The 25705-nt window shown below is 70.4% G+C and carries 27 protein-coding genes and 2 tRNA genes; 16 read left to right on the top strand and 13 right to left on the bottom strand.

The window, feature by feature from the left end:
- Positions 1–33 precede the first annotated feature (33 nt).
- Positions 34–693: a type 1 glutamine amidotransferase domain-containing protein gene (locus tag MZC64_RS31365; RefSeq protein ID WP_247760630.1), complete on the top strand. Its 660-nt coding sequence runs from the start codon at positions 34–36 to the stop codon at positions 691–693.
- Between the two features lie 19 nt (positions 694–712).
- On the opposite strand, the gene MZC64_RS31360 is transcribed toward MZC64_RS31365, so the two are convergent.
- Genes MZC64_RS31360 through MZC64_RS31350 form a run of 3 tightly spaced genes read right to left on the bottom strand, consistent with a single transcriptional unit; the run spans position 713 to position 3623 of the window.
- Positions 713–1840 (bottom strand): cystathionine gamma-lyase, encoded by a 1128-nt coding sequence (locus MZC64_RS31360; RefSeq protein WP_247760631.1) that lies wholly within the window; start codon positions 1838–1840, stop codon positions 713–715.
- Positions 1837–2844: an NAD(P)H-dependent glycerol-3-phosphate dehydrogenase gene (locus MZC64_RS31355; protein WP_185009203.1), complete on the bottom strand. Its 1008-nt coding sequence runs from the start codon at positions 2842–2844 to the stop codon at positions 1837–1839. The genes MZC64_RS31360 and MZC64_RS31355 overlap by 4 nt, the downstream gene beginning before the upstream one ends.
- Positions 2844–3623 carry a lysophospholipid acyltransferase family protein gene (locus MZC64_RS31350; protein WP_247760632.1) on the bottom strand — a complete coding sequence of 260 codons (780 nt, stop codon included), beginning with the start codon at positions 3621–3623 and terminating at the stop codon, positions 2844–2846. The genes MZC64_RS31355 and MZC64_RS31350 overlap by 1 nt, the downstream gene beginning before the upstream one ends.
- An 89-nt stretch (positions 3624–3712) precedes the next feature.
- Here MZC64_RS31350 and cofC point away from each other — a divergent pair, with 89 nt between their 5' ends.
- A complete protein-coding gene (gene cofC, locus MZC64_RS31345; protein WP_247760633.1) occupies positions 3713–4345 on the top strand; it encodes a 2-phospho-L-lactate guanylyltransferase in 633 nt (210 codons plus the stop codon).
- A gap of 70 nt (positions 4346–4415) precedes the next feature.
- Here cofC and MZC64_RS31340 read toward each other — a convergent pair whose 3' ends face one another.
- Positions 4416–6014 (bottom strand): hypothetical protein, encoded by a 1599-nt coding sequence (locus MZC64_RS31340; protein WP_247760634.1) that lies wholly within the window; start codon positions 6012–6014, stop codon positions 4416–4418.
- Between the two features lie 114 nt (positions 6015–6128).
- Here MZC64_RS31340 and MZC64_RS31335 point away from each other — a divergent pair, with 114 nt between their 5' ends.
- The 3 genes from MZC64_RS31335 to MZC64_RS31325 all read left to right on the top strand — a co-directional run bounded on the left by MZC64_RS31335 (position 6129) and on the right by MZC64_RS31325 (position 9966).
- Positions 6129–6341, top strand: coding sequence for a hypothetical protein (locus tag MZC64_RS31335; protein ID WP_247760635.1), 213 nt, complete (start codon positions 6129–6131; stop codon positions 6339–6341).
- A 239-nt stretch (positions 6342–6580) separates the two neighbouring features.
- Positions 6581–9055: an RNA degradosome polyphosphate kinase gene (locus MZC64_RS31330; protein ID WP_374205812.1), complete on the top strand. Its 2475-nt coding sequence runs from the start codon at positions 6581–6583 to the stop codon at positions 9053–9055.
- A 5-nt stretch (positions 9056–9060) separates the two neighbouring features.
- Positions 9061–9966 (top strand): NUDIX hydrolase, encoded by a 906-nt coding sequence (locus tag MZC64_RS31325; RefSeq protein ID WP_282106208.1) that lies wholly within the window; start codon positions 9061–9063, stop codon positions 9964–9966.
- Between the two features lie 97 nt (positions 9967–10063).
- Here the strand turns inward: MZC64_RS31325 and MZC64_RS31320 are convergent, their stop codons facing one another.
- The 3 genes from MZC64_RS31320 to leuC form a co-directional block, all read right to left on the bottom strand.
- Positions 10064–10708, bottom strand: coding sequence for an HU family DNA-binding protein (locus MZC64_RS31320; RefSeq protein ID WP_247760637.1), 645 nt, complete (start codon positions 10706–10708; stop codon positions 10064–10066).
- Between the two features lie 234 nt (positions 10709–10942).
- Positions 10943–11545 carry a 3-isopropylmalate dehydratase small subunit gene (gene leuD, locus MZC64_RS31315; protein WP_247760916.1) on the bottom strand — a complete coding sequence of 201 codons (603 nt, stop codon included), beginning with the start codon at positions 11543–11545 and terminating at the stop codon, positions 10943–10945.
- A gap of 10 nt (positions 11546–11555) precedes the next feature.
- Complete coding sequence (gene leuC, locus MZC64_RS31310) at positions 11556–12971, bottom strand: 3-isopropylmalate dehydratase large subunit (protein WP_247760638.1); 1416 nt, start codon at positions 12969–12971, stop codon at positions 11556–11558.
- Between the two features lie 67 nt (positions 12972–13038).
- Here leuC and MZC64_RS31305 point away from each other — a divergent pair, with 67 nt between their 5' ends.
- Complete coding sequence (locus tag MZC64_RS31305; RefSeq protein ID WP_185009215.1) at positions 13039–13740, top strand: IclR family transcriptional regulator; 702 nt, start codon at positions 13039–13041, stop codon at positions 13738–13740.
- A gap of 427 nt (positions 13741–14167) precedes the next feature.
- Here MZC64_RS31305 and MZC64_RS31300 read toward each other — a convergent pair.
- The 4 genes from MZC64_RS31300 to gltX form a co-directional block, all read right to left on the bottom strand.
- Positions 14168–14240 (bottom strand) — tRNA-Glu (locus tag MZC64_RS31300).
- Positions 14241–14276: 36 nt separating this feature from the next.
- Positions 14277–14348: transfer RNA gene (locus tag MZC64_RS31295), tRNA-Gln, on the bottom strand.
- 128 nt (positions 14349–14476) lie between these two features.
- Positions 14477–15169, bottom strand: a complete 693-nt coding sequence (locus MZC64_RS31290) for an HAD family hydrolase (protein WP_247760639.1) — start codon at positions 15167–15169, stop codon at positions 14477–14479.
- 149 nt (positions 15170–15318) lie between these two features.
- Entirely contained in the window at positions 15319–16821 is a 1503-nt protein-coding gene (gene gltX, locus MZC64_RS31285; RefSeq protein ID WP_247760640.1) for a glutamate--tRNA ligase, read from the bottom strand.
- 78 nt (positions 16822–16899) lie between these two features.
- Here gltX and MZC64_RS31280 point away from each other — a divergent pair, with 78 nt between their 5' ends.
- Both MZC64_RS31280 and MZC64_RS31275 read left to right on the top strand, forming a co-directional pair.
- Entirely contained in the window at positions 16900–18147 is a 1248-nt protein-coding gene (locus MZC64_RS31280; protein WP_247760641.1) for an FAD-dependent oxidoreductase, read from the top strand.
- 331 nt (positions 18148–18478) lie between these two features.
- Entirely contained in the window at positions 18479–19984 is a 1506-nt protein-coding gene (locus tag MZC64_RS31275) for a tyrosine-type recombinase/integrase (RefSeq protein WP_247760642.1), read from the top strand.
- A 5-nt stretch (positions 19985–19989) separates the two neighbouring features.
- On the opposite strand, the gene MZC64_RS31270 is transcribed toward MZC64_RS31275, so the two are convergent.
- Both MZC64_RS31270 and MZC64_RS31265 read right to left on the bottom strand, forming a co-directional pair.
- On the bottom strand, positions 19990–20217 hold the full coding sequence (locus MZC64_RS31270; RefSeq protein WP_247760643.1) for a hypothetical protein: 228 nt from the start codon (positions 20215–20217) through the stop codon (positions 19990–19992).
- 370 nt (positions 20218–20587) lie between these two features.
- A complete protein-coding gene (locus tag MZC64_RS31265) occupies positions 20588–20968 on the bottom strand; it encodes a hypothetical protein (RefSeq protein WP_247760644.1) in 381 nt (126 codons plus the stop codon).
- Between the two features lie 506 nt (positions 20969–21474).
- Here MZC64_RS31265 and MZC64_RS31260 point away from each other — a divergent pair.
- From MZC64_RS31260 to MZC64_RS31225, 8 genes are all read left to right on the top strand, one after another.
- The gene (locus tag MZC64_RS31260; RefSeq protein ID WP_247760645.1) at positions 21475–21720 is read left to right on the top strand and encodes a helix-turn-helix domain-containing protein; all 246 of its coding nucleotides are present in this window, start codon (positions 21475–21477) and stop codon (positions 21718–21720) included.
- 73 nt (positions 21721–21793) lie between these two features.
- Positions 21794–22117 (top strand): hypothetical protein, encoded by a 324-nt coding sequence (locus MZC64_RS31255; RefSeq protein WP_247760646.1) that lies wholly within the window; start codon positions 21794–21796, stop codon positions 22115–22117.
- Positions 22114–22554 carry a hypothetical protein gene (locus MZC64_RS31250; RefSeq protein WP_247760647.1) on the top strand — a complete coding sequence of 147 codons (441 nt, stop codon included), beginning with the start codon at positions 22114–22116 and terminating at the stop codon, positions 22552–22554. Before MZC64_RS31255 ends, MZC64_RS31250 begins: the two co-directional genes overlap by 4 nt.
- Positions 22551–22781 (top strand): hypothetical protein, encoded by a 231-nt coding sequence (locus MZC64_RS31245; RefSeq protein ID WP_247760648.1) that lies wholly within the window; start codon positions 22551–22553, stop codon positions 22779–22781. Before MZC64_RS31250 ends, MZC64_RS31245 begins: the two co-directional genes overlap by 4 nt.
- 33 nt (positions 22782–22814) lie before the next feature.
- On the top strand, positions 22815–23822 hold the full coding sequence (locus tag MZC64_RS31240; protein ID WP_247760649.1) for a hypothetical protein: 1008 nt from the start codon (positions 22815–22817) through the stop codon (positions 23820–23822).
- Positions 23819–24337: a hypothetical protein gene (locus MZC64_RS31235; RefSeq protein ID WP_247760650.1), complete on the top strand. Its 519-nt coding sequence runs from the start codon at positions 23819–23821 to the stop codon at positions 24335–24337. The genes MZC64_RS31240 and MZC64_RS31235 overlap by 4 nt, the downstream gene beginning before the upstream one ends.
- A gap of 61 nt (positions 24338–24398) precedes the next feature.
- Positions 24399–25103: a hypothetical protein gene (locus tag MZC64_RS31230; RefSeq protein ID WP_247760651.1), complete on the top strand. Its 705-nt coding sequence runs from the start codon at positions 24399–24401 to the stop codon at positions 25101–25103.
- Positions 25100–25309: a hypothetical protein gene (locus MZC64_RS31225; RefSeq protein WP_247760652.1), complete on the top strand. Its 210-nt coding sequence runs from the start codon at positions 25100–25102 to the stop codon at positions 25307–25309. The genes MZC64_RS31230 and MZC64_RS31225 overlap by 4 nt, the downstream gene beginning before the upstream one ends.
- Positions 25310–25705: the final 396 nt, after the last annotated feature.

Genomic DNA, 25705 nt, shown 5'->3' with positions numbered 1-25705 from the left:
GTGACCAGGCTCGGCGGGCCTAGCTTGGCGGCCATGACGAAGAAGATCCTGCTGGTGCTCACCGGCGCCGACTCACTCACCCTGGCCGACGGCTCGGCCCACCCCACCGGCTACTGGGTGGAGGAGGCCGCCGCCTCGCACCGCGCCTTCCGCGCGGCCGGCATCGAGGTGGACATCGCCACCCCCGGCGGCGTCACCCCCACCGCGGACCCGGGCAGCCGCGCGGGCCAGGACGACCTAGTTGCCTACCTGGACGGTCTCGGCGAGGCACTGACCAAGCCGCTGGACCTGGCCGCGGTGTCCCTGGACGGCTACGACGCGATCTACCTGCCCGGCGGCCACGGACCGATGACCGACCTGGCCACCAATGCGCACCTGGCCGCGTTGCTGACCATGGCTTTGGCCCAGGACAAGGTAATCGGCGCGCTCTGCCACGGCCTGGCCGGACTGCTCAGCGCGGGCAACGCCTTCGCCGGGCGGCGGCTGACCGTGTTCACCGACGCCGAGGAACGCCAGGCCCTCGGCGAGAACACCCCGTGGTGGCTGGAGACCGAGCTGCGCGGGCGCGGCGCGGTGATCGAGGCGGGCGAGCCGTGGAGCAACCACGTTGTGGTGGACGGGAAACTGGTCACCGGCCAGAACCCGCAGTCCACTGTGGACACCGCGAAGGCCGTGCTGGCCAAGCTGGCCTGATCGTCCACAGTGGACCGGGTCAGCGGTCCGCGGTCTCCAGTGCCAGCACAATGTCGGTGACCAGATCGGCGGTGTCCTCACATCCCGCGGACAGCCGCACGAACCCCTCGGGAACGGCGTCGCCCCACTGGGCCCGCCGGTCCGCGGTGGTGTGCAGGCCGCCGAAGCTGGTGGTGGCCGAGACCAGTTCGCTGGCGTCGATGAACCGGGCCACGGTCTCCTTGTCCGGCAGGGTGAACCGCAGCACCCCGCCGAACCGGGTCATCTGCCGCTTGGCGATCTCGTGCGCGGGATCGCCGGGCAGGCCCGGCCAGCGCAGGCCGGTGACGGCCGGATGCGCGCGCAACGCGGTGGCCAGCGCCTCGGCGTTCTGGGCCTGCCGGGCCAGCCGGAGGTCCAGGGTGCCCAATCCGCGGTGCGCCAGCCAGGTCTCGAACGGACCCGGGATGGCGCCGCTGAGCTTGCGGCCCTGGGCGAGCCGGGCGTACAGCCCGGGATCGTTGGTGGAGACGTGGCCCAGCAACAGATCGCTGTGCCCGGACAGCGCCTTGGTGTCGCTGGCCACCACCACATCCGCGCCCAGCTCCAGGGGGCGCTGGCCGAGCGGGGTGGCGGTGGTGTTGTCCACGGCCACGATCGCGCCCCGCTCGTGCGCGGCGTCGCTGAGCGCGATCAGGTCGCAGACGTCCAGCAGCGGGTTGGACGGGGTTTCCACCAGCACCAGCCGCACCCCGTCGAACACCTCGGGAGTCCACGGTCCTGGGGTGGCGATCTCCCGCATCCGCACGCCGAACTGACCGAGTTCCTCGCGCACGAGCTGCCGGGTGGCGTAGTAGCCGTCCGCGGGCACGATCACCGTGTCGCCCGAACGCAGGGTGGCGCGCAACAGGCCGGCGATGGCGGCCATGCCGGAGGGGTAGACCAGGGTCCGGCCGCCGTCGAGCGCGCCGATGGCCTCTTCGAGGACCTCCCAGGTCGGGTTCTCCGCGCGGCCGTAGGTGTTGCCGAGCGCGGCGGGCGCGGCCGGGCCGTCCTGGAGGTGGTAGACCGAGGCGAACACCGGCCCGGACACCAACGGCTGCCCCAGCACGGGTTTCCCGCTGCCCGCGTGCACGCACCGGGTGCCGTCGCCCCACTCCTCGTTCACTGTCGCTCGTCTTTCTGTGCCCGCCCCAACAGCTCGGCGGCCATCTTCAACGGTTCCAGCCCCTGGTGGCACACCCGGTACACGCCGTCGGTGATCGGCATGTCCACGCCGTGCCGGGCGGCCAGCTCGCGGATGGACGAGCAGGACTTCACGCCCTCGGCGACCTGACCGTTGGTGGCCTCCTGGGCCTGCACCAGGGTTTCCCCCCGGCCCAGCCGATCGCCGAAGGAGCGGTTGCGGGACAACGGCGAAGCGCAGGTGGCGACCAGGTCGCCGAGCCCGGCCAGGCCGGAGAAGGTGAGCGGGTCCGCGCCAAGGGCCACGCCCAGCCGGGCGGTTTCGGCCAGGCCGCGGGTGATCAGCGCGGCCATCGTGTTGTCGCCGTAGCCGAGTCCGCCCGCCATGCCGCAGGCCAGCGCGATCACGTTCTTGCAGGCGCCGCCCAGCTCGCAGCCCACCACGTCGGTGTTGGTGTAGGAGCGGAAGTAGTTGGTGAAGCAGGCACGCTGGAAGGCCACCGCGCGCTCGGCGTCCGGGCAGGCCACCACGCTGGCGGTGGGCTGCTCGGCGGCGATCTCGCGGGCCAGGTTCGGTCCGGAGACCACCGCGACCTGTCCGGCCGGGACACCGGCGACCTCGGCCACCACCTCGCTCATCCGCTTGAGCGTGCCCAGTTCCACGCCCTTGGCCAGGCTCACCAGGGTCGCGCCCGCGGGCAGCGCGGGCCGCCAGCCTGCCAGGTTCTCCCGCAGGGTCTGGCTGGGCACGGCCAGCACCACCGCCTGCGCGCCGTCCAGGGCGGCCAGCGGGTCCACTGTGGAGCGCAGGGTGGCGGGCAGCGGAATGCCCGGCAGGTAGTCGGGATTCTCGCCGCGGTCGGTGATGGCCGCGGCCACCTCGGGACGGCGGGCCCACAGCACCACATCGCGGCCGGCGTCGGCGAGCACCTTGGCGAAGGTGGTGCCCCAGGACCCGGCGCCCAGCACCGCGATCCGCTGCGGCATCACTGCTCGCCGTCCTTCGGGGCCGCGTTCTTCTCCACGGCCTCGCCCGAGTCGGCGTCCTTCTTCTTGCGCACGGTGTAGAACTCGGTCGGCGCGGTCTCCTGGCGTACCTCGGCCAGCAGCGTGCGCACCTCGCCCATCAGGTGATCGGTGACCTCGCGCAGCAGTTCGGCGTCCACCTCACGGCCCTGGAACCGGGACAGGTCCAGCGGCGGCCCGGCCTGGATGGTGACGTTCTTGCGCGGGAACAGGCTCAGCTTCTTCTTGTACTTGTCGAAGACCAGGTGGGTGTTCCAGTGCACCATCGGCACGCAGATCGCCTCGCCGTTGACGCAGTGGTCCACCGCCAGCCGCCCGACGCCGACGTGCGAGTGCATCGGCCAGACCTCGGGGTCCCTGGTGATGGTGCCCTCGGGGTAGATCACCACGACCTTGCCCTCGCCCAGCGCTTCCAGCCCGGACTGCAGGCTGCGGCGGGCGTCCACCGAGCCGCGGTGCACCGGGATCTGGCCGGAGCCCTTGAGGATCTGGCCGAGCACCGGGATCTTCCACAGGCTGGCCTTGGCCAGGAACCGGGGCACCCTGCGGGCGCTGCGCACGAACACCGCGCTGTAGACCGGGTCCAGGTAGGAGATGTGGTTGGCGACCACCAGTACCGGCCGGTCGAACGGGATGTGCTCGAGTCCGACGAACTTCCGCCTGGCCAGGATCCTGGTCATCGGGAAGAAGATCGCCGCGGCCAGCCCGACCCAGAAGCCGCCCTTCTCCTTCTTGGCCACCCTGTTGTCTCCTTCGTCTCACCGGTGCGTGTTGCCGCCGTGAGTCTTCCCCGCGAGGGTGGTGAAGGTCCAGTTGGGAGGATGTCAGGGTGTCCAACCGTGTCGATCTCGTGGTCCCGGTGAAGGTTCTGCTCCGGGCCAAGTCCAGGCTGCTCGGCGCCGCTGACGGCGGCGCGGGCGACCGGACCGCGCATGAACGCCTGGCCCTGGCCCTGGTGACCGACACCATGACCGCCGCCAGGGCGGCGCGTGGTGTGCGCAGGCTGCTGGCCATCACCTCGGACCCGAACGTGGCCGAGGTGCTCACCGGCCTGGGCGTGGAGACGGTGCCGGATGTGGCGGGCGGCCTGAACGCGGCCCTGGCCTACGGCGCGGAGCTGCTGCGCCAGGACCACCCGGACTGCCGGATCGGCGCCTTGCAGGCCGACCTGCCCGCGCTGCGGCCCGAGGAGCTGGACGCGGCCCTGGCCGCCGCGCCGGAACGGGCCTTCTGCCCGGACCGCCAGGGCACCGGCACCACCCTGCTCCTGGCCGGCCGCGGCCCGCTGAACCCTCGCTTCGGCCCCGGCTCGGCCACCGCGCACGCCGCCTCCGGCGCGGCCGAGCTACTGGGCCCCTGGCCCTCACTCCGCTGCGACGTCGACACCGCCGAAGACCTCCTCGCCGCCGCCACCCTCGGCCTGGGCGAACACACCGCCCGCCTACTCACCCCCGCCGCCTGACCACCCACTTGGGCAAAACCGGCGTACGAGTTGGGCCAACCCGGCGTACGAGTTGGCCCAACTCGTACGGTCAGCAGCAGCTGGCGGCGCCTTCGGTGCAGCCCTGGCCGCCTCGGCGCAGCACCATCGGGCAGGCCCAGCCGTAGTCGGGGTCCGGGGCCAGTGGCAGGCGGCCGGAGCGGTTGGTGGTGGTGAGCACCGCGCCGTCGACCGGCTTGCTGGTCTTGAGCACGACCTCCTGGCCGGCCTCCCGCGCCTCGTCCGCGCCCTTGGTCAGCTTGACGATCTCCACGCCGCGGGAGATGTCGGCGATGTAGGCCCGCCCCTTGTACCAATAGGGCGAGAAGGAGACCGCCGCCTCCGGCCGGTAGTAGGCGATCTGGAACGGCTTGGCCGGATCGCTGATGTCGATGAACCGGGTGCCCTGGCCGTAGAAGGAGTAGGCCACCACGCGGTCGTGGATGTCGAAGTAGTGCGCCGAGCAGCCCGCGTCGGTGATGGTGCCCTCCTGGTCGTGCGGGCTCCACACGCTGACCGTCTCCAGGTGGAACGGCTTCTGCTCGGTGGCCTGCCAGGACTCGCCCTTGCCGGAGCCCTTGAGCGAGGAGATCACGAACCGGCCCTGGTCGGCGCAGGTCGGCGAGCCGAAGGCTTCCTCGGTGTGCAGCAGCAGGCTGCCCGCCGGGTGCTTGGCCGAGGGCTTGGGGCCGTCGGCGAGCCGGTCGCCGACCGGGCGGATCGAGTTGTGGCTGAAGGCCCTCGGCATGTCCTTGGCCGGCACGCCGCCGCCCGCGTACGGGATCGGGTTGTTCGCGGTGGCCTCACGGAACTTCTTGGTCAGCGGGTCGAAGTGCCAGCCAGAGGTGCGGTAGCCACGGGTGCCGCCGGTGCCCGCGACCCAGGCGATGCCCGTGGCGTCCACCTGGACGTCGTGGGTCATGTGCGTCTTGCCCTGGTTGCGGTTGAGGTCCACGTAGGTGGCCGAGGTCTTGGGGTGGCGCGGATCCCGGATGTCGGTGACGAAGATCTTCCCGGACCGCTTGTACAGGTCCGGATCGGTCGTCGGGGTGCCGTCATAACCCGCGGTCCACAGGTACTGGCAGTCGTTGATGCAGGTGGTCGTGTGCCCGGTGCCCATCTCGGCGAAGCTGATCAGCTTCAGGTCGGCCGGGTCCTTGGCGTCCAGGATGTACACGCCGGTCGGCCGCTCGCCGCCGACCTGGCGCCCGAACGCGCTGCGCTCGCGGGCCATGAAGACCAGCTTGCGCTTGTGGTCGACGTCGACGTCCTCGTTCTCCCAGAACCGCTTGGTCACATCGTCGCCGGGCAGCGCCAGCGCCGCGTTCTCCAGGTGATCCAGGAACACCGGTTTGTCCGGATTGGACACGTCGTAGGACTTGAGGCCGAACTCACCGCTGACGAACATCACCTCCCGCTTCCGCCAGCCGGAGCGGTAGGTGGTGTAGTTGATCGAGATCGCGCCCTTGGTGTCGGGCAGCCGGTCGACCACCTCGACGTTGGCGGAGGCGGCCTGCAGTTCGGGCAGTTCGGCGGCGGCGGACTGCGCGGCGGACGGCGGCGCGGCCTGCGGCGCCGGACCGGCGACGGCGAACCCGCCCCCGGTCAGCGCGGTGGCCAGCGCGGCGGTCAGCACCACCAGCGTCTTCATCGTGGGGATCCCCTCTTCCTCAACGGCTCTCCCTGGCACCCTCGCAGCGGCCCCGGCCTGCGGCAACAGCCGTTAGTCGTAGGTCATTCGCCGTTGTCAGTAGTCTCCCCGGACATGGCAGAGACCGCGCCGGAACAGGCGACCGTGCACACCGTGCACGCCGATGGATCGCTCACCGCGCTGCGTGATGACGGCCTGCTGGTGGACGCGCCGGCCGCCGCGGTGGCCGCCGGGGGCTGGCTGGCTCCCCGTCCCGGGCAGCGGGTGACCCTGGACCGGACGGAGGGCCAGGTCACAGCGGTACGCCCACCGGTTCCGCCCGCTTAATCCGAAGTTCACACCGAGCAGGCGGTTCCCACCACGCGCAGGGCGCGATAACCGTCCCCGTCAGCAACAATGGCCGGGTGAGCACGGACCGCAGCGAGGAAAAGCCGACCGAACCGACGACGAAGCCGGGGCGCGCCCGGTCGTCCACTCGGAACACCACCGTGAAGGCCGCCACCTCCACCCAGCGGGGGCGCAAGACCACCCCCGCCGCGCCACCCGACTCCCCCGCGCCCGAGACCGTGAAGCCCGCCGCCCGGCGTACCCGCAAACCCGCCGAAGCCCCGCCCGAGCCCGCGGCCACGCCTGCCCCGCGCAGCCGGACCCGCCGCACGCCCAGTCAGCCCGCGGCGGTGGCCCTGCCCACGGACCGCAAACCCGCCGCGCCAGCGGAGGCGCCTGCCGCGGCCAAGCCGGCCACCACCCGGCGAGGTGCGGCCAAACCCGTCGCCAAACCCGCGACCGCCCGCCGCACCGCCGCCGCCCAGCGCCGCACCGCCAGCGCCACCGCGACGGCCGCACCGGCGAGCAACGGCGTCGCCGCCAGCGTGCCGCCCGCGAAGCAGGGCAACCCGGTCGCGCCCCCGCCACCGGTGGAGTCCGCGCCGCCCAAGGCTTCCCCGGCCGCGCCGCCCGCGGTGACCGAGCCGCCCACCATCAAGGACCTGCCCGACGACCGGTACTTCAACCGGGAACTCTCCTGGCTGGACTTCAACGCCAGGGTGCTCGCACTGGCCGAGGACGTCTCCGAACCGTTGCTGGAGCGGGCCAAGTTCCTGGCCATCTTCGCCTCGAACCTGGACGAGTTCTACATGGTCCGGGTGGCCGGGCTGAAGCGCCGCGAGGAGACCGGGCTGTCCGTGCGCAGCGCCGACGGCCTGTCCCCACGGGAACAACTCGCCCGCATCTCCACCCGCGCGCAGGACCTGGTCGAGCTGCACTCCCGCACCTTCCTGGACCAGATCCAGCCCGAGCTGGAGAAGTACCAGGTGCGCATCGTGGCCTGGGACGACCTGGACGACCCGGACCGGCTGCGGCTGACCAACTACTTCAGCGACCACATCTTCCCGGTGCTGACCCCCCTGGCCGTCGACCCGGCGCATCCCTTCCCCTACATCTCCGGCCTGTCCCTCAACCTCGCCGTCACCGTGCGGGATCCCGAAGGCGGGCAGGAACGCTTCGCCCGCGTCAAGGTGCCGGACAACGTGCCCAGGCTGGTCCGGGTCGAACTCGACCGGGACGCCGACACCGCGACCTACCTGCCGCTGGAAGAACTCATCTCGGCCCACCTCACCGACCTGTTCGCGGGCATGGACGTGCTGGAGCACCACGTGTTCCGGGTGACCCGCAACGCCGACCTGGAGGTCGAGGAGGACCGGGACGAGGACCTCCTGCAGGCCCTGGAACGGGAACTGGCCCGCCGCCGGTTCGGCCCGCCGGTGCGCCTGGAAGTCGCCGACACCATGAGCGAGCACATGCTCGAACTCCTGCTGCGCGAGCTGGAGGTGGACCCGCACGACGTGGTCGAGGTGCCCGGCCTGCTCGACCTGTCCTGCCTGTGGCAGCTCTACGGCCTGGCCCGCCCGGAACTCAAGGACAAGCCGTTCGTGCCTGCCACGCACCAGGCCTTCAGCGAGGGGGAGACGCCCAAGAGCGTGTTCGCCACCCTGCGCGAGGGCGATGTGCTCGTGCACCACCCGTATGACTCCTTCTCCACCAGCGTGCAGCGTTTCATCGAACAGGCCGCGGCCGACCCGCACGTGCTGGCCATCAAGCAGACCCTCTACCGCACCTCCGGTGACTCGCCGATCGTGGACGCGCTCATCGACGCGGCCGAGGCGGGCAAACAGGTCGTGGCGCTGGTGGAGCTGAAGGCCCGCTTCGACGAGCAGGCCAACATCAAGTGGGCCCGGCAGCTGGAACGCGCAGGCGTGCACGTGGTCTACGGCCTGGTGGGCCTCAAGACGCACTGCAAGACCGCGCTGGTGGTGCGGCAGGAGGGCTCCACCATCCGGCGCTACTGCCACATCGGCACCGGCAACTACAACCCCAAGACCGCCCGGCTGTACGAGGACATCGGCCTGCTCACCGCCGAACCCGCCATCGGCCAGGACCTCACCGACCTGTTCAACGTGCTCACCGGCTACTCCCGCCAGCACACCTACCGCAGCCTGCTGGTCGCGCCCTACGGCGTGCGCCGCGGCATCATCGAGCGGGTCGAGGCCGAGATCGCGCTGGCCCGGCAGGGCAAGACGACCGGGATCCGGCTGAAGGTCAACTCGCTGGTGGACGAACAGGTCATCGACGCCTTCTACCGCGCCTCCCAGGCCGGGGTGCCGATCGAGGTGGTGGTGCGCGGCATCTGCTCGCTAAAGCCAGGGGTGCCCGGACTGAGCGAGAACATCACCGTGCGCTCGATCCTGGGCCGCTTCCTGGAGCACTCCAGGGTGGTGCACTTCCGCGGCGGCAACGAGCACTGGTTCGGCAGCGCGGACATGATGCACCGCAACCTGGACCGCCGGATCGAGGTGATGGTCCGGGTGGCCGATCCCAAGCTGACGCACGATCTGGACGTGATGTTCGACTCCTGCATGGACCCGGCCACCCGCTGCTGGGAGCTGGAACCCAACGGGCACTGGAGTCCCTCGCCGCAGGCGGGCAATCGAGTGCTGGACCACCAGGAGGAGATGCTGCGCAGGCACGGGGCCAAGGCGTGAGCGCCCTGCACGCGGCGGGCGCCGCGCTGTGGCGGGAAACCCCGGCAGGCGTCGAACTGGCCGTGGCGCACCGCCCGCGCTACGACGACTGGTCACTGCCCAAGGGCAAGTGCGACCCCGGCGAGACGCTGACCGAGACCGCGGTCCGGGAAATCGCCGAGGAGACCGGCTACCGCGCGGTACTCGGCCGGATGCTGCCTGCCGCGCACTACGAGGTGTCCACTAAGGACGGAAATACGCGGCCGAAAAGAGTCACCTATTACTCCGCCGAGGCCATCGCCGGCGACTTCGCACCCAACGAAGAAGTCGACGAACTGCGCTGGCTGAGTGCGGACAAAGCCCGCGCGCTACTGAGTTACCAGCACGACCGGGTGGTGCTGGACGCCTTCACCGCACTGCCCGCCCGCGCCCGCACCGTGCTGCTGGTCCGGCACGCCAAGGCAGGCAAGCGGGAGAAGTGGGACGGGCCGGACGAGCTGCGCCCGCTCACACCCTCCGGCACGCACCAGGCGCGCTGCCTGGGCCGGATGCTGCCCGCCTTCGCCCCGCAGCGCCTCTACGCGGCTCCCAGGGTGCGTTGCGCGCAAACCGTAGCGCCGTTGGCGGAGCGACTCGGGCTGGCCATCGCCGAGGAATGGCTGCTGGCCGAGGAGGGCTTCTGGCCGGACCCGGACGCGGGGGTGCGCCGGTTCCTGGCCATCGCCGCCGAGGGGGCCGCGGTGGTCTCCAGTCAGGGCGGGGTGATCCCGGAATTGGTCGAGCGGCTGGCGGTCAAAGCGGGCCTGCCGCTGACCGAGTTCCCCAGTCGCAAGGGCAGCACCTGGATCCTCACCTTCGACGCTGATTCGGCCGGTCCGACGCTGCTCGCGGCGGACTACTGCGAAACCCCGCTGCCGCCGGTCCGCGACTGAGTCCAGGCACAAAGAAAGGCCCCGCCGGCGTCCCGGCGGGGCCTTATCTCAGTCTTCCCGAAGCGGTTTGGGTGTCAGGACCGCCTCAGGCGTGACTTCACTTCTTGCGGGACGCCGGCTTCTTGGCGGCCGGTGCCTTGGCGGCTGCGGGCTTCTTCGCAGCAGCGGCCGGCTTCTTTGCCGCGGCGGCCTTGGGGGCGGCAGCCTTGGCGGTGGTCGCCTTGGCGGCGGCCGGCTTCTTCGCAGCCGCGGCAGCCTTGGGGGCGGCAGCCTTGGCAGCGGGCTTCGCAGCCGCGGCCTTGCGGGTGGTCGCCGGCTTGGCGGCGGCCTTGGTGGCCGGCGCCTTGGTGGCGGTGGCGGTCGCCCGCGCGGTGCGCGTGGCGGTGGTCTTGGCCGCGGCAGCGGCCTTCGGGGCAGCGGCCTTGGCAGCGGCGGCCTTGGGGGCAGCGGCGGCCTTCGGCAGCTTGGTGGTGCCGCTGATCACGTTCTTGAACGTGGTGCCGGCGCGGAATGCGGGGACGTTGGTCTTCTTGACCTTCACGGTCTCACCGGTACGCGGGTTACGAGCGGTGCGGGCCGCGCGGGCACGCTTCTCGAAAACACCGAAGCCGGTGATGGTGACCTTGTCACCCTTGTGGACAGCGCGGACGATGACGTCGACGATGCCGTCGACTGCGGTGCCGGCGGTCTTCTTGTCGCCAAGACGCTCGGCGAGCGCATCGATGAGCTGGGCCTTGTTCACCTTCAGTCCCTCCCAGGACGCTTACGGCCCTACAACTCAGGCCGACTAGAAGGCAACGGTAAGGCCAAGCGCCAATACTTTCCACGCGCCACGCCCAAAAATCCATTGCGACGCGCGGAGTTCCGCCCGTCCGAGGTACTCCGGGCGGTGGAATGGGCGGGTTCGGGCCCCGCCGTTTCCGGACCTGAATCCCCTTCCCCACCAGGGGATTCAGGTCCGGCGAAGGCGGATTTCTCAGCCGCTGCGGGCCGGAAGGGTCCGCGGCAGCCAACTCGGCCGCGATTTTTCGAACGCATCAACACTTTCGGCGTGTCGCAGGGTGAGTCCGATGTCGTCGAGCCCCTCCAGCAGCCGCCAACGGGTGTAGTCGTCGACCTGGAAGGGCGCTTGGAACTCCTTGGCTCGCACCGTCTTCGACACGAGGTCCACAGTGACCTCGGTGCCCGGCTCGGCCTCCAGCAGCTTCCAGAGCTGCTCGACGTCGCTTTGCTCACACTGGGCGGCGAGCAAACCCTGCTTGCCGGAGTTGCCGCGGAAGATGTCGGCGAACCGGGAGGAGATCACCGCCCGGAACCCGTAGTCCCCCAGCGCCCACACCGCGTGCTCCCGGGAGGAGCCGGTGCCGAAGTCGGGTCCGGCCACCAGGACCGAGCCGTTCCGGAAGGGCTCGGCGTTGAGCACGAACTCGGGGTCGTTGCGCCAGGCGGCGAAGAGCCCGTCCTCGAATCCGGTCCGGGTGACCCGCTTCAGGTACACCGCCGGGATGATCTGGTCGGTGTCCACGTTGGACCGTCGCAGCGGCACCCCGACGCCCGTGTGCGTGGTGAACGGCTTCATCGCACCCATGTCAGAACCCCTCTCCGGCCAGATCCGCTGGCGAGGACAGATGACCGGTAACGGCCGTGGCCGCGGCCACCAACGGGGACACCAGGTGCGTCCGGCCGCCCTTGCCCTGCCGCCCCTCGAAGTTCCGGTTGGAGGTCGAGGCCGACCGCTCCCCCGGCTTGAGCTGATCCGGGTTCATGCCAAGGCACATCGAGCACCCGGCCTGCCGCCATTCCGCGCCCGCCGCGCTGAAGACCGTGTGCAGCCCCTCGGCCTCGGCCTGCGCGCGCACCCGCATCGACCCCGGCACCACCAGCATCCGCACGCCCTCGGCCACCTTGCGCCCCTTGAGCACAGCGGCCGCGGCGCGCAGGTCCTCGATACGTCCGTTCGTGCAGGAGCCGAGGAAGACGGTGTCCACCCCGATCTCCTTCAGCGGCTGCCCGGCGGTCAGCCCCATGTAGGCCAACGCCTTCTCCGCCGTAGTCCGTTCGACCTCATCCACGATCAGCTCGGGATCCGGCACCGAGGCCGACAGCGGCAGTCCCTGCCCCGGGTTCGTCCCCCAGGTCACAAACGGCGCCAACTCCGCCGCGTCAAGCACGATCTCCTCATCGAAGACCGCGTCGTCATCGGTCCGCAACGACTTCCAGTACGTCACCGCCGCGTCCCAGTCCGCGCCCTCGGCGGCGTGCGGCCGCCCCTTGAGGTACTCGAACGTGGTCTCGTCCGGCGCGATCATCCCGGCCCGCGCGCCGGCCTCGATCGACATGTTGCACACCGTCATCCGGGCTTCCATGGACAACGTGGTGATGGCACTGCCCCGGTACTCCAGGACATACCCCTGCCCCCCACCGGTACCGATCCGCGCGATCACCGCCAGGATCAGGTCCTTGGCCGTGACCCCCTCGGCGAGTTCGCCCTCCACCGTGATGGCCATCGTCTTGAACGGCCGCAACGGCAACGTCTGCGTGGCGAGCACATGCTCAACCTCAGAAGTCCCGATCCCAAACGCCAAGGCCCCAAACGCCCCATGCGTAGAGGTGTGGCTGTCCCCACACACCACAGTCATCCCAGGCTGGGTCAGCCCCAACTGCGGCCCGACCACGTGCACGATGCCCTGCTCCAGATCCCCCATGGGATGAAGCCGGACCCCGAACTCCTGACAGTTCTTCCGAAGCGTGTCCACCTGCGTCCGCGACACCAGGTCCGCGATCGGCTTGTCGATGTCCACAGTCGGCACGTTGTGGTCCTCAGTGGCAATAGTGAGATCCGGCCGCCGAACCGGTCTCCCCGCCAACCGCAGCCCGTCAAAGGCCTGCGGACTGGTCACTTCATGCACCAGGTGGAGATCGATGTACAGCAGATCGGGCTCAGCCCCACTGCCCCGACGCACAACATGCGCGTCCCACACCTTCTCCGCGAGCGTGCGTCCCATCGCTCCTCCGCTCGAGGTAAGAAAACAACGCTGGACTTCCCAAATACCGGGAAGTTAGTATCGGCTCGTGGGACAGCATAGCGGCATCGGAGTACTCGACAAGGCAGTGGCAGTGCTGCACGCGGTGGCAACCGACCCCTGCGGCCTGGCCGAGCTGTGCCAAAGAACAGGCCTGCCAAGGGCAACGGCACACCGCCTCGCAGTGGGCCTGGAAGTCCACCGCCTGCTCCAGCGAGGCCCCGACGGCCGCTGGCGCCCAGGCACCGCACTGGCCGAACTCGCAGGCGGGGTAACGGATCCCCTCCTCGACGCAGCCTCCGCGGTCCTGCCCAGACTCCGCGACATCACCGGCGAAAGCGTCCAGCTCTACCGCCGAGACGGCACCCAACGAGTCTGTGTGGCTTCCGCGGAACCCCCCGCGGGCCTACGAGACACCGTCCCCATCGGCTCCCGCCTCCCCATGACAGCCGGCAGCGGAGCCAAAGTCCTGGCCGCCTGGTCCGACCCCACCACCCAACGCGCAGTCCTGGCCGACGCCGTCTACGGCGAACGAACCCTCCTGGACGTAAGGCGCCGAGGCTGGGCCCAAAGCGTCGCAGAACGCGAACCAGGCGTAGCCAGCGTCAGCGCCCCCGTAAGAGACAGCACCGGCCAGGTAGTAGCCGCAGTCTCAGTCTCAGGCCCGGTAGACCGAATCGGCCGCCGCCCAGGAGCCCGCTGGGCCGCAGACCTCCTAGCCGCCGCAGAAGCCCTACAGTCCCGCCTCTAGTCCAGAGACCCTCCGGACACCCCAAAACCCGCACAACGGCCAACCAGACGCCCAACAACGCCCAACACACGCCACCAAGGGGAGCCAGCCGCTACGCACTAGCAGGCGAGGCTCCCCTTGTCCGTGACCCACATCACGCCCAGGTTGCAACCAAGCAACAACCCCACGACTCGGCCCCCGGGCCGAGAGCCCACGAGCGACGATCAACAAGGCAGATCGACAAGAGAACCCATCACAATTAGCGAGGCCAGCCCAAAGGGCTAGGCCAAAACAATGATGGAAATCAATAGAACCCCGCCAGTTCCGCAACAGAACCCCGCTGGTTCCGCAACCCACCGCACCGTGGGGGTCCGGGGGCTCGGCCCCCGGGTTAAAATGCGAAAGCGGCCCGATCCAGTTCCTCCGGATCAGACCGCTTCCACCGATGTAGCCCCGACGGGATTTGAACCCGCGCTACCGCCTTGAGAGGGCGGCGTCCTAGGCCGCTAGACGACGGGGCCTAGCTCAGAGGATTCCTATTTCTAGGCTTCCTCCTGCTGGGGTACCAGGACTCGAACCTAGACTAACGGAATCAGAATCCGTTGTGCTGCCAATTACACCATACCCCATCGCGCGATGGCCAACCCCAGGGGCTCCGTTCCGGAGTCTCTGTCGCTGTCCGCCGTGCTGAGATGAATACTAGACCACGATCCCAGCGAATACCTAATCGACCCCCCACGGACCCCTTCTGCCCAGCTCAACGCACTCGCAGCGGGGCCTCCGCCAGCTCGCACACCAACAGCTCCGGCAGCTGTTCCAGGGACCCGATCACGGACACTCGCGGCGGAAGATCGACAACCCCATCCCCGCTTCGATCGAGCCACACCCCGTACATCCCGGCATCCCGGGCCCCGACCGCGTCCAGGTCCAACCGATCCCCCACATGCACCGCCTGTTCTGGAGCGATCCCAAGTGCAGCGCAGGTCGTGTGGAAGATCACTTCGTCCGGCTTCGCCACGCCCAACTCGCCCGCGATGACGACTTCCTCGAAGTACTCGGCCAGCCCGCAGTCCGCCAGCTTCACCCGTTGGAGCGCCCCGCTGGCATTCGTGATCGCGGCCATCCGCAGTCCGGCCCCGCGCAACCACTCCAGACACGGCCCGGCGTCGTCGAAGAGCCGCCAGGCGCGGCGCATGGCGGCCACCCGGCGTTCCTCGCGGGCAATTGCCTCTGAGTCGGAGATGAACTCACCGAGATCGGCGAAGAAGGTGCGCGATCGCTCCTTGCGCATGGTGTCGTAGTCGATCTCGCCGGCAATGAGGCGGGCCAACTGACATTCCGTTGCGCGTTCCCAGGCTGACCACCCGTTGTCGTGACCGAGTAACGCGGCCAAACCGAGCCGGGCCGAAGTCGCATAGTCGACCAGTGTGTCATCGATGTCGAAGCACACTGCTCGGATTTGGCCGACCTTCTGCGGGGCAGCGGAGAACGCTAACGCGGATGTCACCCGGTGAGGTTAGACGCGTACCAGCCGTGTTCGAGACTGCTAAAGAGGTGACATTTGCCCGGCTGGCACGGTCAAGTGGTAATCCTGAGTAATCAAGACGCGGTGGGGACCGCCTCCAGCGCCCGCTCCAACCGCCCCAGCGAGCGGTCCCGGCCCAGCAGTTCGAGGGACTCGTACAGCGGCGGTGACACAGTGCGACCGCTCACCGCGACCCGCACCGGCGCGAACGCCTTACGCGGCTTCAGGCCCAGTCCGTCGATCAGCGCGCCCTTCAGCGCCGCCTCGATCGCCTCGGTCTGCCACTCCGCCACACCCGTCAGCGCCTCGATCGAGGCCCGCAGCACCGGCTCGGCGTCCGCGCCCAAAGCCTTCGCCGCCGACTCCGGCTCAACCTCGAACGCATCCTCTTCGGCGAACAGGAACGCGAGCATCCCGGCCGCCTCGGCCAGCAGCCCGACCCGCTCCTGCACCAGCGGCGCCGCGCCGGCCAGCAGCTCCAGCTGCTCCGCCGTCGGCTCCGCGGGCAGCACGGCCGCCTGCACCAGGTACGGCACCAGCCGCTGCCGGAAGTCCTCCGGCGCGAGCAGCCGCATGTGGCTGCCGTTGATCGCCTCGGCCTTTTTCAGGTCGAACCGGGCCGGGTTGGCCGAGACCTTGCCGATGTCGAATGCCTCGATCATCTCGGCCATGGTGAAGACGTCCCGGTCCTCGGCGATGGACCAGCCGAGCAGCGCGAGGTAGTTCAGCAGGCCCTCGGGCAGGAAACCCCGGTCCCGGTGGTGGAACAGGTTCGAGGACGGGTCCCGCTTGGACAGCTTCTTGTTGCCCTCGCCCATGACGAAGGGCAGGTGCCCGAACCGCGGCGTGCCCTGCGCCACCCCGATCCGCTCCAGCGCCGCGTACAACGCGATCTGCCGGGGGGTCGAGGGCAGCAGGTCCTCGCCACGCAGCACGTGCGTGATCCGCATCAGCGCGTCGTCGACCGGGTTCACCAACGTGTACAGCGGCTCGCCGTTGGCGCGCACCAGCACCTGGTCCGGGATCGAGCCGGCCGGGAAGGTGATCTCGCCGCGCACCAGGTCGGTGAAGGTGATGTCCGCGTTCGGCATCGGCAGCCGCAGCACGGGCTCGCGGCCCTGCGCGCGGTAGGCCGCCTTCTGCTCGTCGGTGAGGTCGCGGTCGAAGTTGTCGTAGCCCAGCTTGGGGTCGCGACCGGCCGCGCGGTGCCGCGCCTCGACCTCCTCCGGGGTGGAGAAGGACTCGTACAGCTCGCCCGCGGCCACCAGCTTGGCGATCACCTCGCGGTAGCTCTCCCGGCGCTGGCTCTGCCGGTACGGCGCGTGCGGGCCGCCGACCTCGGGGCCCTCGTCCCAGTCGAGCCCGAGCCAGCGCAGCGCGTCCAGCAGGGCCTCGTAGGACTCCTCGGAGTCCCGCGCGGCGTCGGTGTCCTCGATCCGGAAGACCAGCTTGCCGCCCTGGTTGCGGGCGTAGGCCCAGTTGAACAGCGCGGTGCGGATCAACCCCACGTGCGGGGTGCCGGTGGGGGAAGGACAGAAGCGCACGCGGACCTCATTCACGGCGGAGAGGTTACTCATCCGATCGGTGGTTGACGAACCGGTTGCCCCAGAGGATGCTGGCCTTATTCAACAGGCGTTGAAAAGGGGATGATCACCATGACTGACCAGGGCCCCACGGGGTGCGTCGTGATCGGCGGCGGACCGGCCGGGATGGTGCTGGGCCTGCTGCTGGCCCGCGCCGGGGTGCGGGTGACGGTGCTGGAGAAGCACGGGGACTTCCTGCGGGACTTCCGCGGCGACACGGTGCACCCGTCCACGCTGACGCTGCTGGACGAGCTGGGCCTTGGCGAGGAGTTCGCCAAGGTGCCGCAACGGCGGGTGGACCGGCTGCGGGTGCAGCTGGAGGACCGCATCCTGCCCGTCGGCGACCTGCGCCACCTGCCCGGCGACCATCAGCACATCGCACTGGTGCCGCAGTGGGATTTCCTGGATCTGCTCGCCGCGGCGGGCCGGCGCGAGCCCGGGTTCGAGCTGCGGATGAACACCGAGGTCACCGGCCTGATCAGGGAGAACGGCAAGGTCGCCGGCGTGCGCTACCGCGACCGGGAGACCGGGACCAGCGGCGAGCTGCGGGCCGGGCTGACCGTGGCCTGCGACGGCCGCAACTCGATCACGCGCGCCGCGGCCGGCCTGCGGACCAGGGAGTTCGGCGCGCCGATCGACGTGTGGTGGTTCCGGCTGCCCCGGCACGCGCAGGACCCCAGCGGCGGCATCGGCCGGTTCACCACGGGCCACGCCGCGGTGCTGATCGACCGCGGCGAGTACTTCCAGACCGCGTACCTGATCCGCAAAGGCTCGGACGCTCAGGTCCGCGCCGAGGGCGTGCAGGCATTCCGGGACCGGATCACCGGCCTGATCCCGTGGCTGGCCGACCGGGTGGACGCGATCGAATCGCTGGACGAGGTGAAGCTGCTCGACGTCCGGCTGAACCGGTTGCGCCGCTGGCACACCGACGGCCTGCTGTGCATCGGTGACGCCGCGCACGCCATGTCACCGGTGGGCGGCGTGGGCATCAACCTGGCCGTGCAGGACGCGGTGGCCACCGCCCGCCTGCTCGCCACCCCGCTGCGCCGCGGCCGGGTCCGCCCCGCCGACCTGGCCAGGGTGCAACGCCGCCGCTGGCTGCCCACGGCCCTGCTCCAGGGCCTCCAGCGCTTCGTGCACAAGCGCCTGCTCAGCCGGGCCCTCAGCGGCCAGATCCGCACCGGCGCCGGCGTGCCCAAGCCCATCGCACTGCTGCAACGGTTCCCGGTGCTCCAGCGCATCCCGGCCTACGTGGTCGGCATCGGCCCGCGCCCCGAACACGCCCCCGCCTTCGCCCGCCGCCCCACCACCCGCGTCTGACCCGCCCCACAACGGCCAACCAGGCGTACAACAACGGCCAACACACCGCCCATAACGGCAAACACACCGTACGAAACCGGCCAACACGCCGAGAGCGGAAACCCGCCCCGAGTGTTGGCCGTTATCGCGTGACCCCCCGGCGACAGGAAGCCGGGGCGGGTGTTCCCGCAGGTTGGCGGTCGGATCTGGCAGCACCGTGAAGGACCTGCACCGGGTCGTGGGGTACGCGGTTACCCCACACCACCCGCAGACCCCCGGAACTGTCGGTTCCCTCCGCTAGCCTGGGGAAACAGGGTGACCGTGCGCGCGGGTGCGTAGAGGGAGCCCACCTGTGCCGACCCGCACCCCCAGCACCACCCAGCACCACCCGGCCACCAAGGGGCCGAAGAACAGCAGGCCGAAGAAGCGCACCACCAACCAGAGCCCGGCCTCCCGGGACGCGCCCGGCAACGGGTGGGTGGAGCCGAAGCCGTCGGGCCGCTACCGCGGCCGGTACTACAACCCGTCCACCCGGACCAAGCCCGGCGAGACCTTCGACACCTGGGAAGAGGCCGACGCCTGGCAGATCAGGCAGCGCAAGGCCCTGTTCGGCATCTACGAAGACCAGGGGATCAAGCTCCCCACCTTCCGCCGCAAGGACACCCGGCTGACCTTCACCGAGGTCTGGAACGAGTGGTGGAGCCGTCACAAGTCCAACTCTGTGGCCACCCTGAACTCCTACCGCAACCACGCCCGCCAGCTGGACAAGTTCTTCGGCGAAACCCAGATCGACGTCATCAGCGAAGACCAGATCCGCTGCTGGCTGGCCGCCGCGCGCACCACCTTCAACCCGGACGGGTCGCGCAAGTGGAGTGAGACCACCCTCAACACGCGCTGGTCGGTGCTCAAGAACGTCCTGGCCTACGCCGCGGCCAAGGGCTACCGCCACGGCAACCCGTGCTCGGAGTTCTCCGCCCCGCAGGTGGGCAACTACAACTTCCGGGTCCTGACCGAGCAAGAGCTGTGCCTGATGACCTACTACCTGCCCTACAACCTGTGGCTGACCGCCCTGATCGCGCATGACTGCGGGCTGCGCGCGGGTGAGGTGCTGGGCATGCGGTGGGCCAACATCAAGTTGGACGTGCCCGGCCATGAGGTGATCACCGTGGCCGACGTCATGCAGTCCGACGGCACCATGCGCGGCTACCCCAAGGGCAAGACCATCCTGACCATCCCGCTCAGCGCCCGCGCAGCCGCGGCGCTGCTGGAACTGCGCGGCACGGGCGCCGACCGCAAGCCCGACCAGCAGACCGTGATCACCGACGGGCACGGCCAGCCGGTGAAGTACCCGGTGCTGCAACGGGAGTGGGCCAAGGCCCGGGTGAAGGCGGGCATGGATGGCAGTGACGGCCCGGCGCCGACCTTCCACGACTTGCGGCACACCTGTGCCACCAATCTGGCCAGGGCCAAGACCCCGGTCTACATCATGATGGCGATCATGAGGCACACCAAGGCGGATCAGTCGCTTCGGTATGTCAAGGCCGCGGGCGGCGGGGAGATGCGGTTCTACCTGGATCAGGTGGAGCAGGCCCAGACGGCGCCGATGCAGCCGGTCACGCTGGCCCAGATGCGCGGTTCGGTCGACCAGAGCACTCCGACCGTGCCGAGCGGTGCGGTACCGGTGCAGCCGCCGCGGGAAGACGGTGCGCTGCCCGGTTCGCGGCGCCCGGCCGACCGTGGCCCTGCTGCCCCGGCTGGACTGTCGCGTACCCGCCTGGGCCGCCGCAGCGCGGTGGGGGCCAGTGCCCCGGGCCGACGGCCGGGCCGGGTCGCCGGGCGGCGGGCAACCCGGACCTGACCGTCTCAGGCACAGTGGGCAGGTCCCTGGCGCTCGCCGGGGACCTGCTGCTGTACCGGGGCCTGTCCGGGGCCGGTCGCGTCTGTGTCGACGTCGTGGCCCTCGATCAACACCAGATCGGTGCAGCCGGGCCGGGGCCGGTGGTTCCGGTCGACGGCCAAGGCCGCGTTGGCCTCGGCCAGGTCCACGATCACCGCGGTGAAGTGCTCCAGGCCCTGCTGATCTGGGATCACCAGCCCCTTCCGGACGCGCAGCCCGAACAGTCCGTCTGCCCCCTCTTCGATCCGGTACGGCACTGTCAGGGCTGCGTCGCTGTGTACGCGTAGCGGCATGACCATTGAACTGTTTCCCCTCCCGTGCGGTCCTCCCCAGAACCGCACCGCTCTGCCGAGGTCTGGCCGGATGTCCCCCGACACCGGCCGGTGTCCCGTCCCTCGGCGTGCTCCCCCCGTTGGGAGCGTGTTCTCTAGTCCTCTACCAACGTGGATCGCTGATCACACCAGCGGATGTTTCATTCGGGATTCAACATCACCCGTTCGGTGGCTATTCGTCCGGATGCTGCGGAAAGTTCCGGATTGCGCCGCGCGAGACGGGCCGGTGGTGCTACCGCGTGCCCTGTTCGGCCTCGGCGAAGGCGGCCACCGCGGCGGCCCAGGCGGCTTGGCTGGTGGGGCTGAGTCGCCGGAAGTCCGCGATCATGTTCTTCTCCGCGGCGGTCAGGCTCTCCTCGGTGAGGGCGCACAGGCCGCTGTCCACGGCGAAGGCTTCGGAGACTTCTTCGATGCTGGACCCCAGCGCCTCGGCCAGTTGTTTGATCTTGGGTACACCGGCCCGGCGTGACCGGTTCTGTGAGGTGGGGCGGAGGTAGTAGGCCAGCGTCCCCCCGGCTAAGCCCTTCTGTCGCTCGTATTCGGCGACGGAGCCTTTCCCGACCTGGCGCAGGATCAGTTGTCCTACCGCGGATCTGACTTGACGTTCTGCCACTGGTTTCCCCCCTTGTTGGTCGGCTGGGTCTTCTCCGGCCGACCGCCCTTCACCGTTTCACCGCCCTGACCGGCGGCTGTTCGCGGTGCTGACCCGCAGTCCCCAGGATCTGCGGGTCAGCGTTCTGTCAGTGCGTTCGACTACACGTCCACACAGGTACCCATTCCGTTACACAGGTGCCCACACAGGTGTCGTCGCACAGGTGACTCATCCCTGAGTCGTACACGCGCACCGTACCGGGGTCTGATCCTCACGCCATGCCGCGACACATAGCGACAAGCGGTGACAACTTGTTGACAAAGTTGCAGGTACAAGGGCAGCGTGTGGGTTGCGACCGGAGCACGGTCCGCCGGGTGAGCAAGGAAGATCACTGTCCTGACCGCCGCACCCGCGCGCATGCTTCACCGCCTGGCCCACCCCAGTGGCGCCGTGCTCCGGTCGCACCGACGAGACGGGACGAAGACGTGCGGGCGCCGACCGGCGACCCGTAAGGGGGGCATCAGGCGTTGGACGCCAACCAGCACCACGAACACCAGGTCCGTGACTACACCTACGCCGAGGCGGCCCGGCTGCTGCGTATCTCCAAGCGCACCTTGCTGCGCCGGATCAAGGCCGGTGAACTGGTAGTCAACCGGGGCCACGGCTGCCCCACGATCAGCGCTGGCGCCCTTGAGGCGTACCGCAAACTGCGTGAGCGCAACGGCGCCCGCGCAGCTACCGCAGCAATGAAGGCCGCCCGCTCCGCACGCTGAGTTCTCCGCCGCGGAGCATCCGCTCGCGGCATCCACTGTGGACACACCTGCCGTCAGGGGAGGCGGCTTCGCCATGCGCAAAAACCGCACCAGCACGCCTGTGCCCAACACCACCCGCATCCGCTCCGGCGCTACCCGGGGGCCGCAGGCCAGCGAACTGGCCGGATGGCTGGACGCCTGGCAGCGCCGCCAGCAAGCCGAAGCCGACGCCCGGCAGGGACAGCCGGACGCCAACACCGCGGCATGGCTGCGCCGGATCACCGACCCGCCGTCGCGCACACGCCGGGTGGTGATCCGTTCCCGCAGCACGATCCAGACCACCCGGTGCGCGGGCTGCGGCACCGAGACGGTGACAGTGGAGACCACAACCGTGATCGAGGAGACGGACCGGGCGTGAGCACCGGCCAGCCGACGCCGGGCACCGCACACGCTGCGGTGCCCGGCGTTGCCCGTTGGGCGGAGCTGGCCGCCGAGGTGATCCGCTCGGCCGCCTCGGCGCCGGTGGCCGGGGATGCCGCCGCGGTGTGCGCGCTGCTGGTGCTGGACCCGCTCCACCACCGGGACGTCGTCGCGGTGGTGGGCGCGATCCTGGCCGCCGGGCAGCAGCACCCGGACGCCGAGGTCACCGCGAACACGTGGCGGGCGCACGTGCCCGGCTGGGTGGCGCCGCCGGTCATCGGCGCGACGGTCAAGCGCCTGGTGGCCCACGGCATCCTGCGCCCGACCGGCCGGTGGGTGCCCGCCGAGCACACCACCACCGGCCGCAACGGCGGCAAGCCCCAGCCTGTCTACACCCTGGACCTGTCCGACGTGCAGGAACCGGGGGCCGCGTGAGGCCCGCCCGCGCCGACCTGACCGCGGCCCGGCATTGCATCGCCGGGCGACTGGTGGCCGAGGAGCTGACCCCGGTGCAGCGCGAACTGGTCGTCTCGGTGCTGCACGCTCGGGGCTATCCCGATGCGCGTATCGCTGCGGTCACCCGCATGTCCAGCTACACCACCGGGCGCATCCGCCTGCGCCTCGGCCTAACCCCGCACCGGCCCGCCGCGGCCGGGTGCTGACCCATACCTGTCTATCCACTGTGGAGGAACACTGTGTCCGGCCAGCAGTACGCCCAATTCAGGATCGCGCGGTGGAGTGACCCGCGCTGGCGGGCACTCGGGCGCGACGCCCAATGGCTCTACACCCAGCTGGTGTCCCACCCGGACCGCAGCCTTGCCGGGGTGGTCCCGCTGCTGCGGCGCAAGTTCGCCGCGGGCGCGCACGGCACCACCCCGGCCGAGGTCTCCGCCGCCCTGGCCGAACTCGCCACGGCCGAGTTCGTGACAGTGGATGAGGACACCGAGGAAGTGCTAGTCCGAGGCTTCATTGCCGATGACGGTCTGTGGAAACAGCCCCGCATGCTGGCCGTCGCGCTGCGCAAGGCGCTGCTGATCCACTCCGCGGGCATTCGCGCGGACCTGGCCGCCGACTTGCGCCGTCTGCCCGCCGACCGGGTGGGCCATCAGGTGGAACCGGTCGTGTCTGCCCTGCTGGGAGGCCCTGACCCAACCCCTGACGTTGCCCAGGCTCAGGGGGTGGCCTCCGGCAATGGTGTAGGTGGTTACGTAAAGGGAGTAGAGGGGGCACCTGCACCTAGCACCCAACACCCCCACCAGCAGCCTCACGCGGGCACGCCCGCGCACGAGGCCGCCGCCCCGGGGCCGGAGCACTCCGCCCCCACGTCCGGCCCGGCCAACGTCTCGGTGCGCCTGGTCCTGAGCGCGGTTCCCCGCCAGCCCGAAGACGTCCAGCGTGAGCTGATCAACCAAACCGCTGGCCTGCTGGCCGAGGGCATCCCCGCCGAGACGGTGACCGCCGGACTCCGCCGCTGGTCGGCCCGGCCCCTCGGCCCGCGGGCGCTGCCCTCGCTGGTCGCCGAGGTCATGCGGCAGGTCCCCGAACGCAGCGTCCAGGCCAGCCGCACCGACGAGTGGGCCGCCGTCGCGGCGGAGCTGGCCGCCGAGTCCGACGACCCGCCCGGCCCGGCCCCGGCCGCCGACGGCGCCGAGGTGGACCGGGAGTTCACCGCCCTGGTCAGCAGCTGGCAGGGGCCACGGTGAACCCCGAGGAAGCCGCCCGGCTGCTCTCCCACGTGGCATCCCTGGACGCCCGGATACCGCGCCCCTCGGCCGAGGTGGCCCGCAGCTGGGCCGCCGTGCTTACCGCCGTGCCGCTACCCGCGGCCTGGACCGCGGCCAATGAGCACTACCGCCGTAGCCGGGACCCGCTCCGGCCTGAAGTGCTGGTCAGCGCCTGGCGCGGTCAGCGGCACCGGGAGGGTGGCCTTGCGGTCCTGGCGGTCAACCGGATCAGTCCGGAGCAGGCCGCCGCCGCTGCCGCCCGCGGCGCCGCCCGGGTGCGCGCTGCCATGGGGTGGGCCGACCGCACCGAGGCCGAACAGGCCGCCCTGGACCGCCCGTGCCCGGTCTGCGAGGCCGCGCCCCGGCAACGCTGCCGCAGGCTCACCCGCTCCGGCGACCACACCGACCTGAACGGGGTCCACGACTCCCGCTTTCAGGCCGAGGCTTCGACCAGCGGAAACGCCCATGCCGGCATTTTTGTTGATCATCCATAGAGGACAGTCCGAAGAGGAACGGGCCGCCGCCTGCGGGCGGCGGCAATGGAGGTGAACAGCCATGATCACGAACTCGATCCGGCGGTGCGTGCTGGACTGCCCGGCCGCCCGCCCGGCCGTGGCCGACCTGGGGTGGCTGGTGTGCGGGCCGTGCGCCAACCAGCTGGCCGCCGCGCTCCACGACGTAGTGGAGCTGTGGGGGTTGCTGCCCGAGGTGTTGGAGTCCGGATCGCTGCCCACCGACACCCCGCGTGGCTCGCCGGGGCCGACCGCGGGCACCCCGGCCCGCTTGGCGGTCATTGCCCTGCGGGACCCGCGCACCACCCGCGTGGACGACGGCGACCCACACAGCGTCGTGGCCGTGCTCTCCGCATGGGCACAAGCCGTGCGCGCCGACCGCGGCCTGTTCGCCCGGCGCGGTCCGGCCACCGTGCCCGGCGAAGCCCGCGTGCTCTCCTACAACCTCGGCTGGCTGATCAGCCGGTCCTGGATCACCGACTTCGCCACCGAACTCCGCGAGATCCACACCCAGCTACGCGCGGCCTGCGGGGACTTTGACCGCACCATCCCGGTGGGCCACTGCCCAACCCGCGTTCTGGGTGATGACGGGGAACCGGTGGCCTGCGGGGTGCACCTGCGGGCCGGGCTGAGCGCCGACGTGATCCGCTGCCGCGGCTGCGGCACGGCCTGGCCGTTCACCCAGTGGCCGGAGCTGGCCTACGCGCAGACCCCGCGTGCTGCCCGGCCGTTGCGGCGGGCCGCGTGAGCGGGGAGCGCCCGGCCGCGCCGGGCCTGCTGCCGGGCGAGGCCGCCGCCGACGCCGAGGCATTGGCCACCCGGCTGGGCATCAGCCCCGGCGCGGTGCGGGTGCGCGCCCACCGGCAGGGGTGGCGCCGGAAGGTGGGGCGCACCCACCGCGGCCGGACCGTGCTCTACGCCGTGGCCGACGCGATCAACAGCATGCAGAAGTGACCGAGGTCACCCTGCAATGTATCTAGACAACTCGGGGTTTGTAACGTACCTTCAGTCACGTTGGTGTTTTGTACCCAGCACCCCCCTGAGTTGAGAGCCCCGGCGCACACCCCCGCGCCGGGGCTCTCCTCACCCCTTGGCGCACAAGGAGATCAGGCGTCTAGCCGCCGTAGTACCAAGCGAGCAGCGCGGCCAGGAGCGCACCCAGCCCTACCCCCGCGGCAACGCGCCGCCGCCGACGTGGCCGCCACGCAGGCGGCGGCCCGCCGCGCCACAGGCACGCCCACTCGTAGAGCGTGCGGACCCCCTCGTCAGCCTGACGGATGCGCACCGAGAACCACTGCGCGAACGTCAGCCGCCGCGGGCGCAGGTCCGGACAGTTGCAGTCGCCCTCTG

The sequence above is a fragment of the Crossiella sp. S99.2 genome, from assembly GCF_023094165.1.
Lineage (GTDB): Bacteria > Actinomycetota > Actinomycetes > Mycobacteriales > Pseudonocardiaceae > Crossiella.
Note: the sequence above shows the minus strand (reverse complement) of the source record. Positions and strands in the feature narration are given on the sequence as shown.

Coding starts and splice junctions, on each gene's coding strand:
- gltX (WP_247760640.1), bottom strand. CDS start 16,821: ATGAGTAACCTCTCCGCCGTGAATGAGGTCCGCGTGCGCTTCTGTCCT.
- leuC (WP_247760638.1), bottom strand. CDS start 12,971: ATGGGACGCACGCTCGCGGAGAAGGTGTGGGACGCGCATGTTGTGCGT.
- MZC64_RS31340 (WP_247760634.1), bottom strand. CDS start 6,014: ATGAAGACGCTGGTGGTGCTGACCGCCGCGCTGGCCACCGCGCTGACC.
- MZC64_RS31355 (WP_185009203.1), bottom strand. CDS start 2,844: ATGCCGCAGCGGATCGCGGTGCTGGGCGCCGGGTCCTGGGGCACCACC.
- leuD (WP_247760916.1), bottom strand. CDS start 11,545: ATGAAGCCGTTCACCACGCACACGGGCGTCGGGGTGCCGCTGCGACGG.
- MZC64_RS31365 (WP_247760630.1), top strand. CDS start 34: ATGACGAAGAAGATCCTGCTGGTGCTCACCGGCGCCGACTCACTCACC.
- MZC64_RS31230 (WP_247760651.1), top strand. CDS start 24,399: ATGATCACGAACTCGATCCGGCGGTGCGTGCTGGACTGCCCGGCCGCC.
- MZC64_RS31255 (WP_247760646.1), top strand. CDS start 21,794: ATGCGCAAAAACCGCACCAGCACGCCTGTGCCCAACACCACCCGCATC.
- MZC64_RS31335 (WP_247760635.1), top strand. CDS start 6,129: ATGGCAGAGACCGCGCCGGAACAGGCGACCGTGCACACCGTGCACGCC.
- MZC64_RS31280 (WP_247760641.1), top strand. CDS start 16,900: ATGACTGACCAGGGCCCCACGGGGTGCGTCGTGATCGGCGGCGGACCG.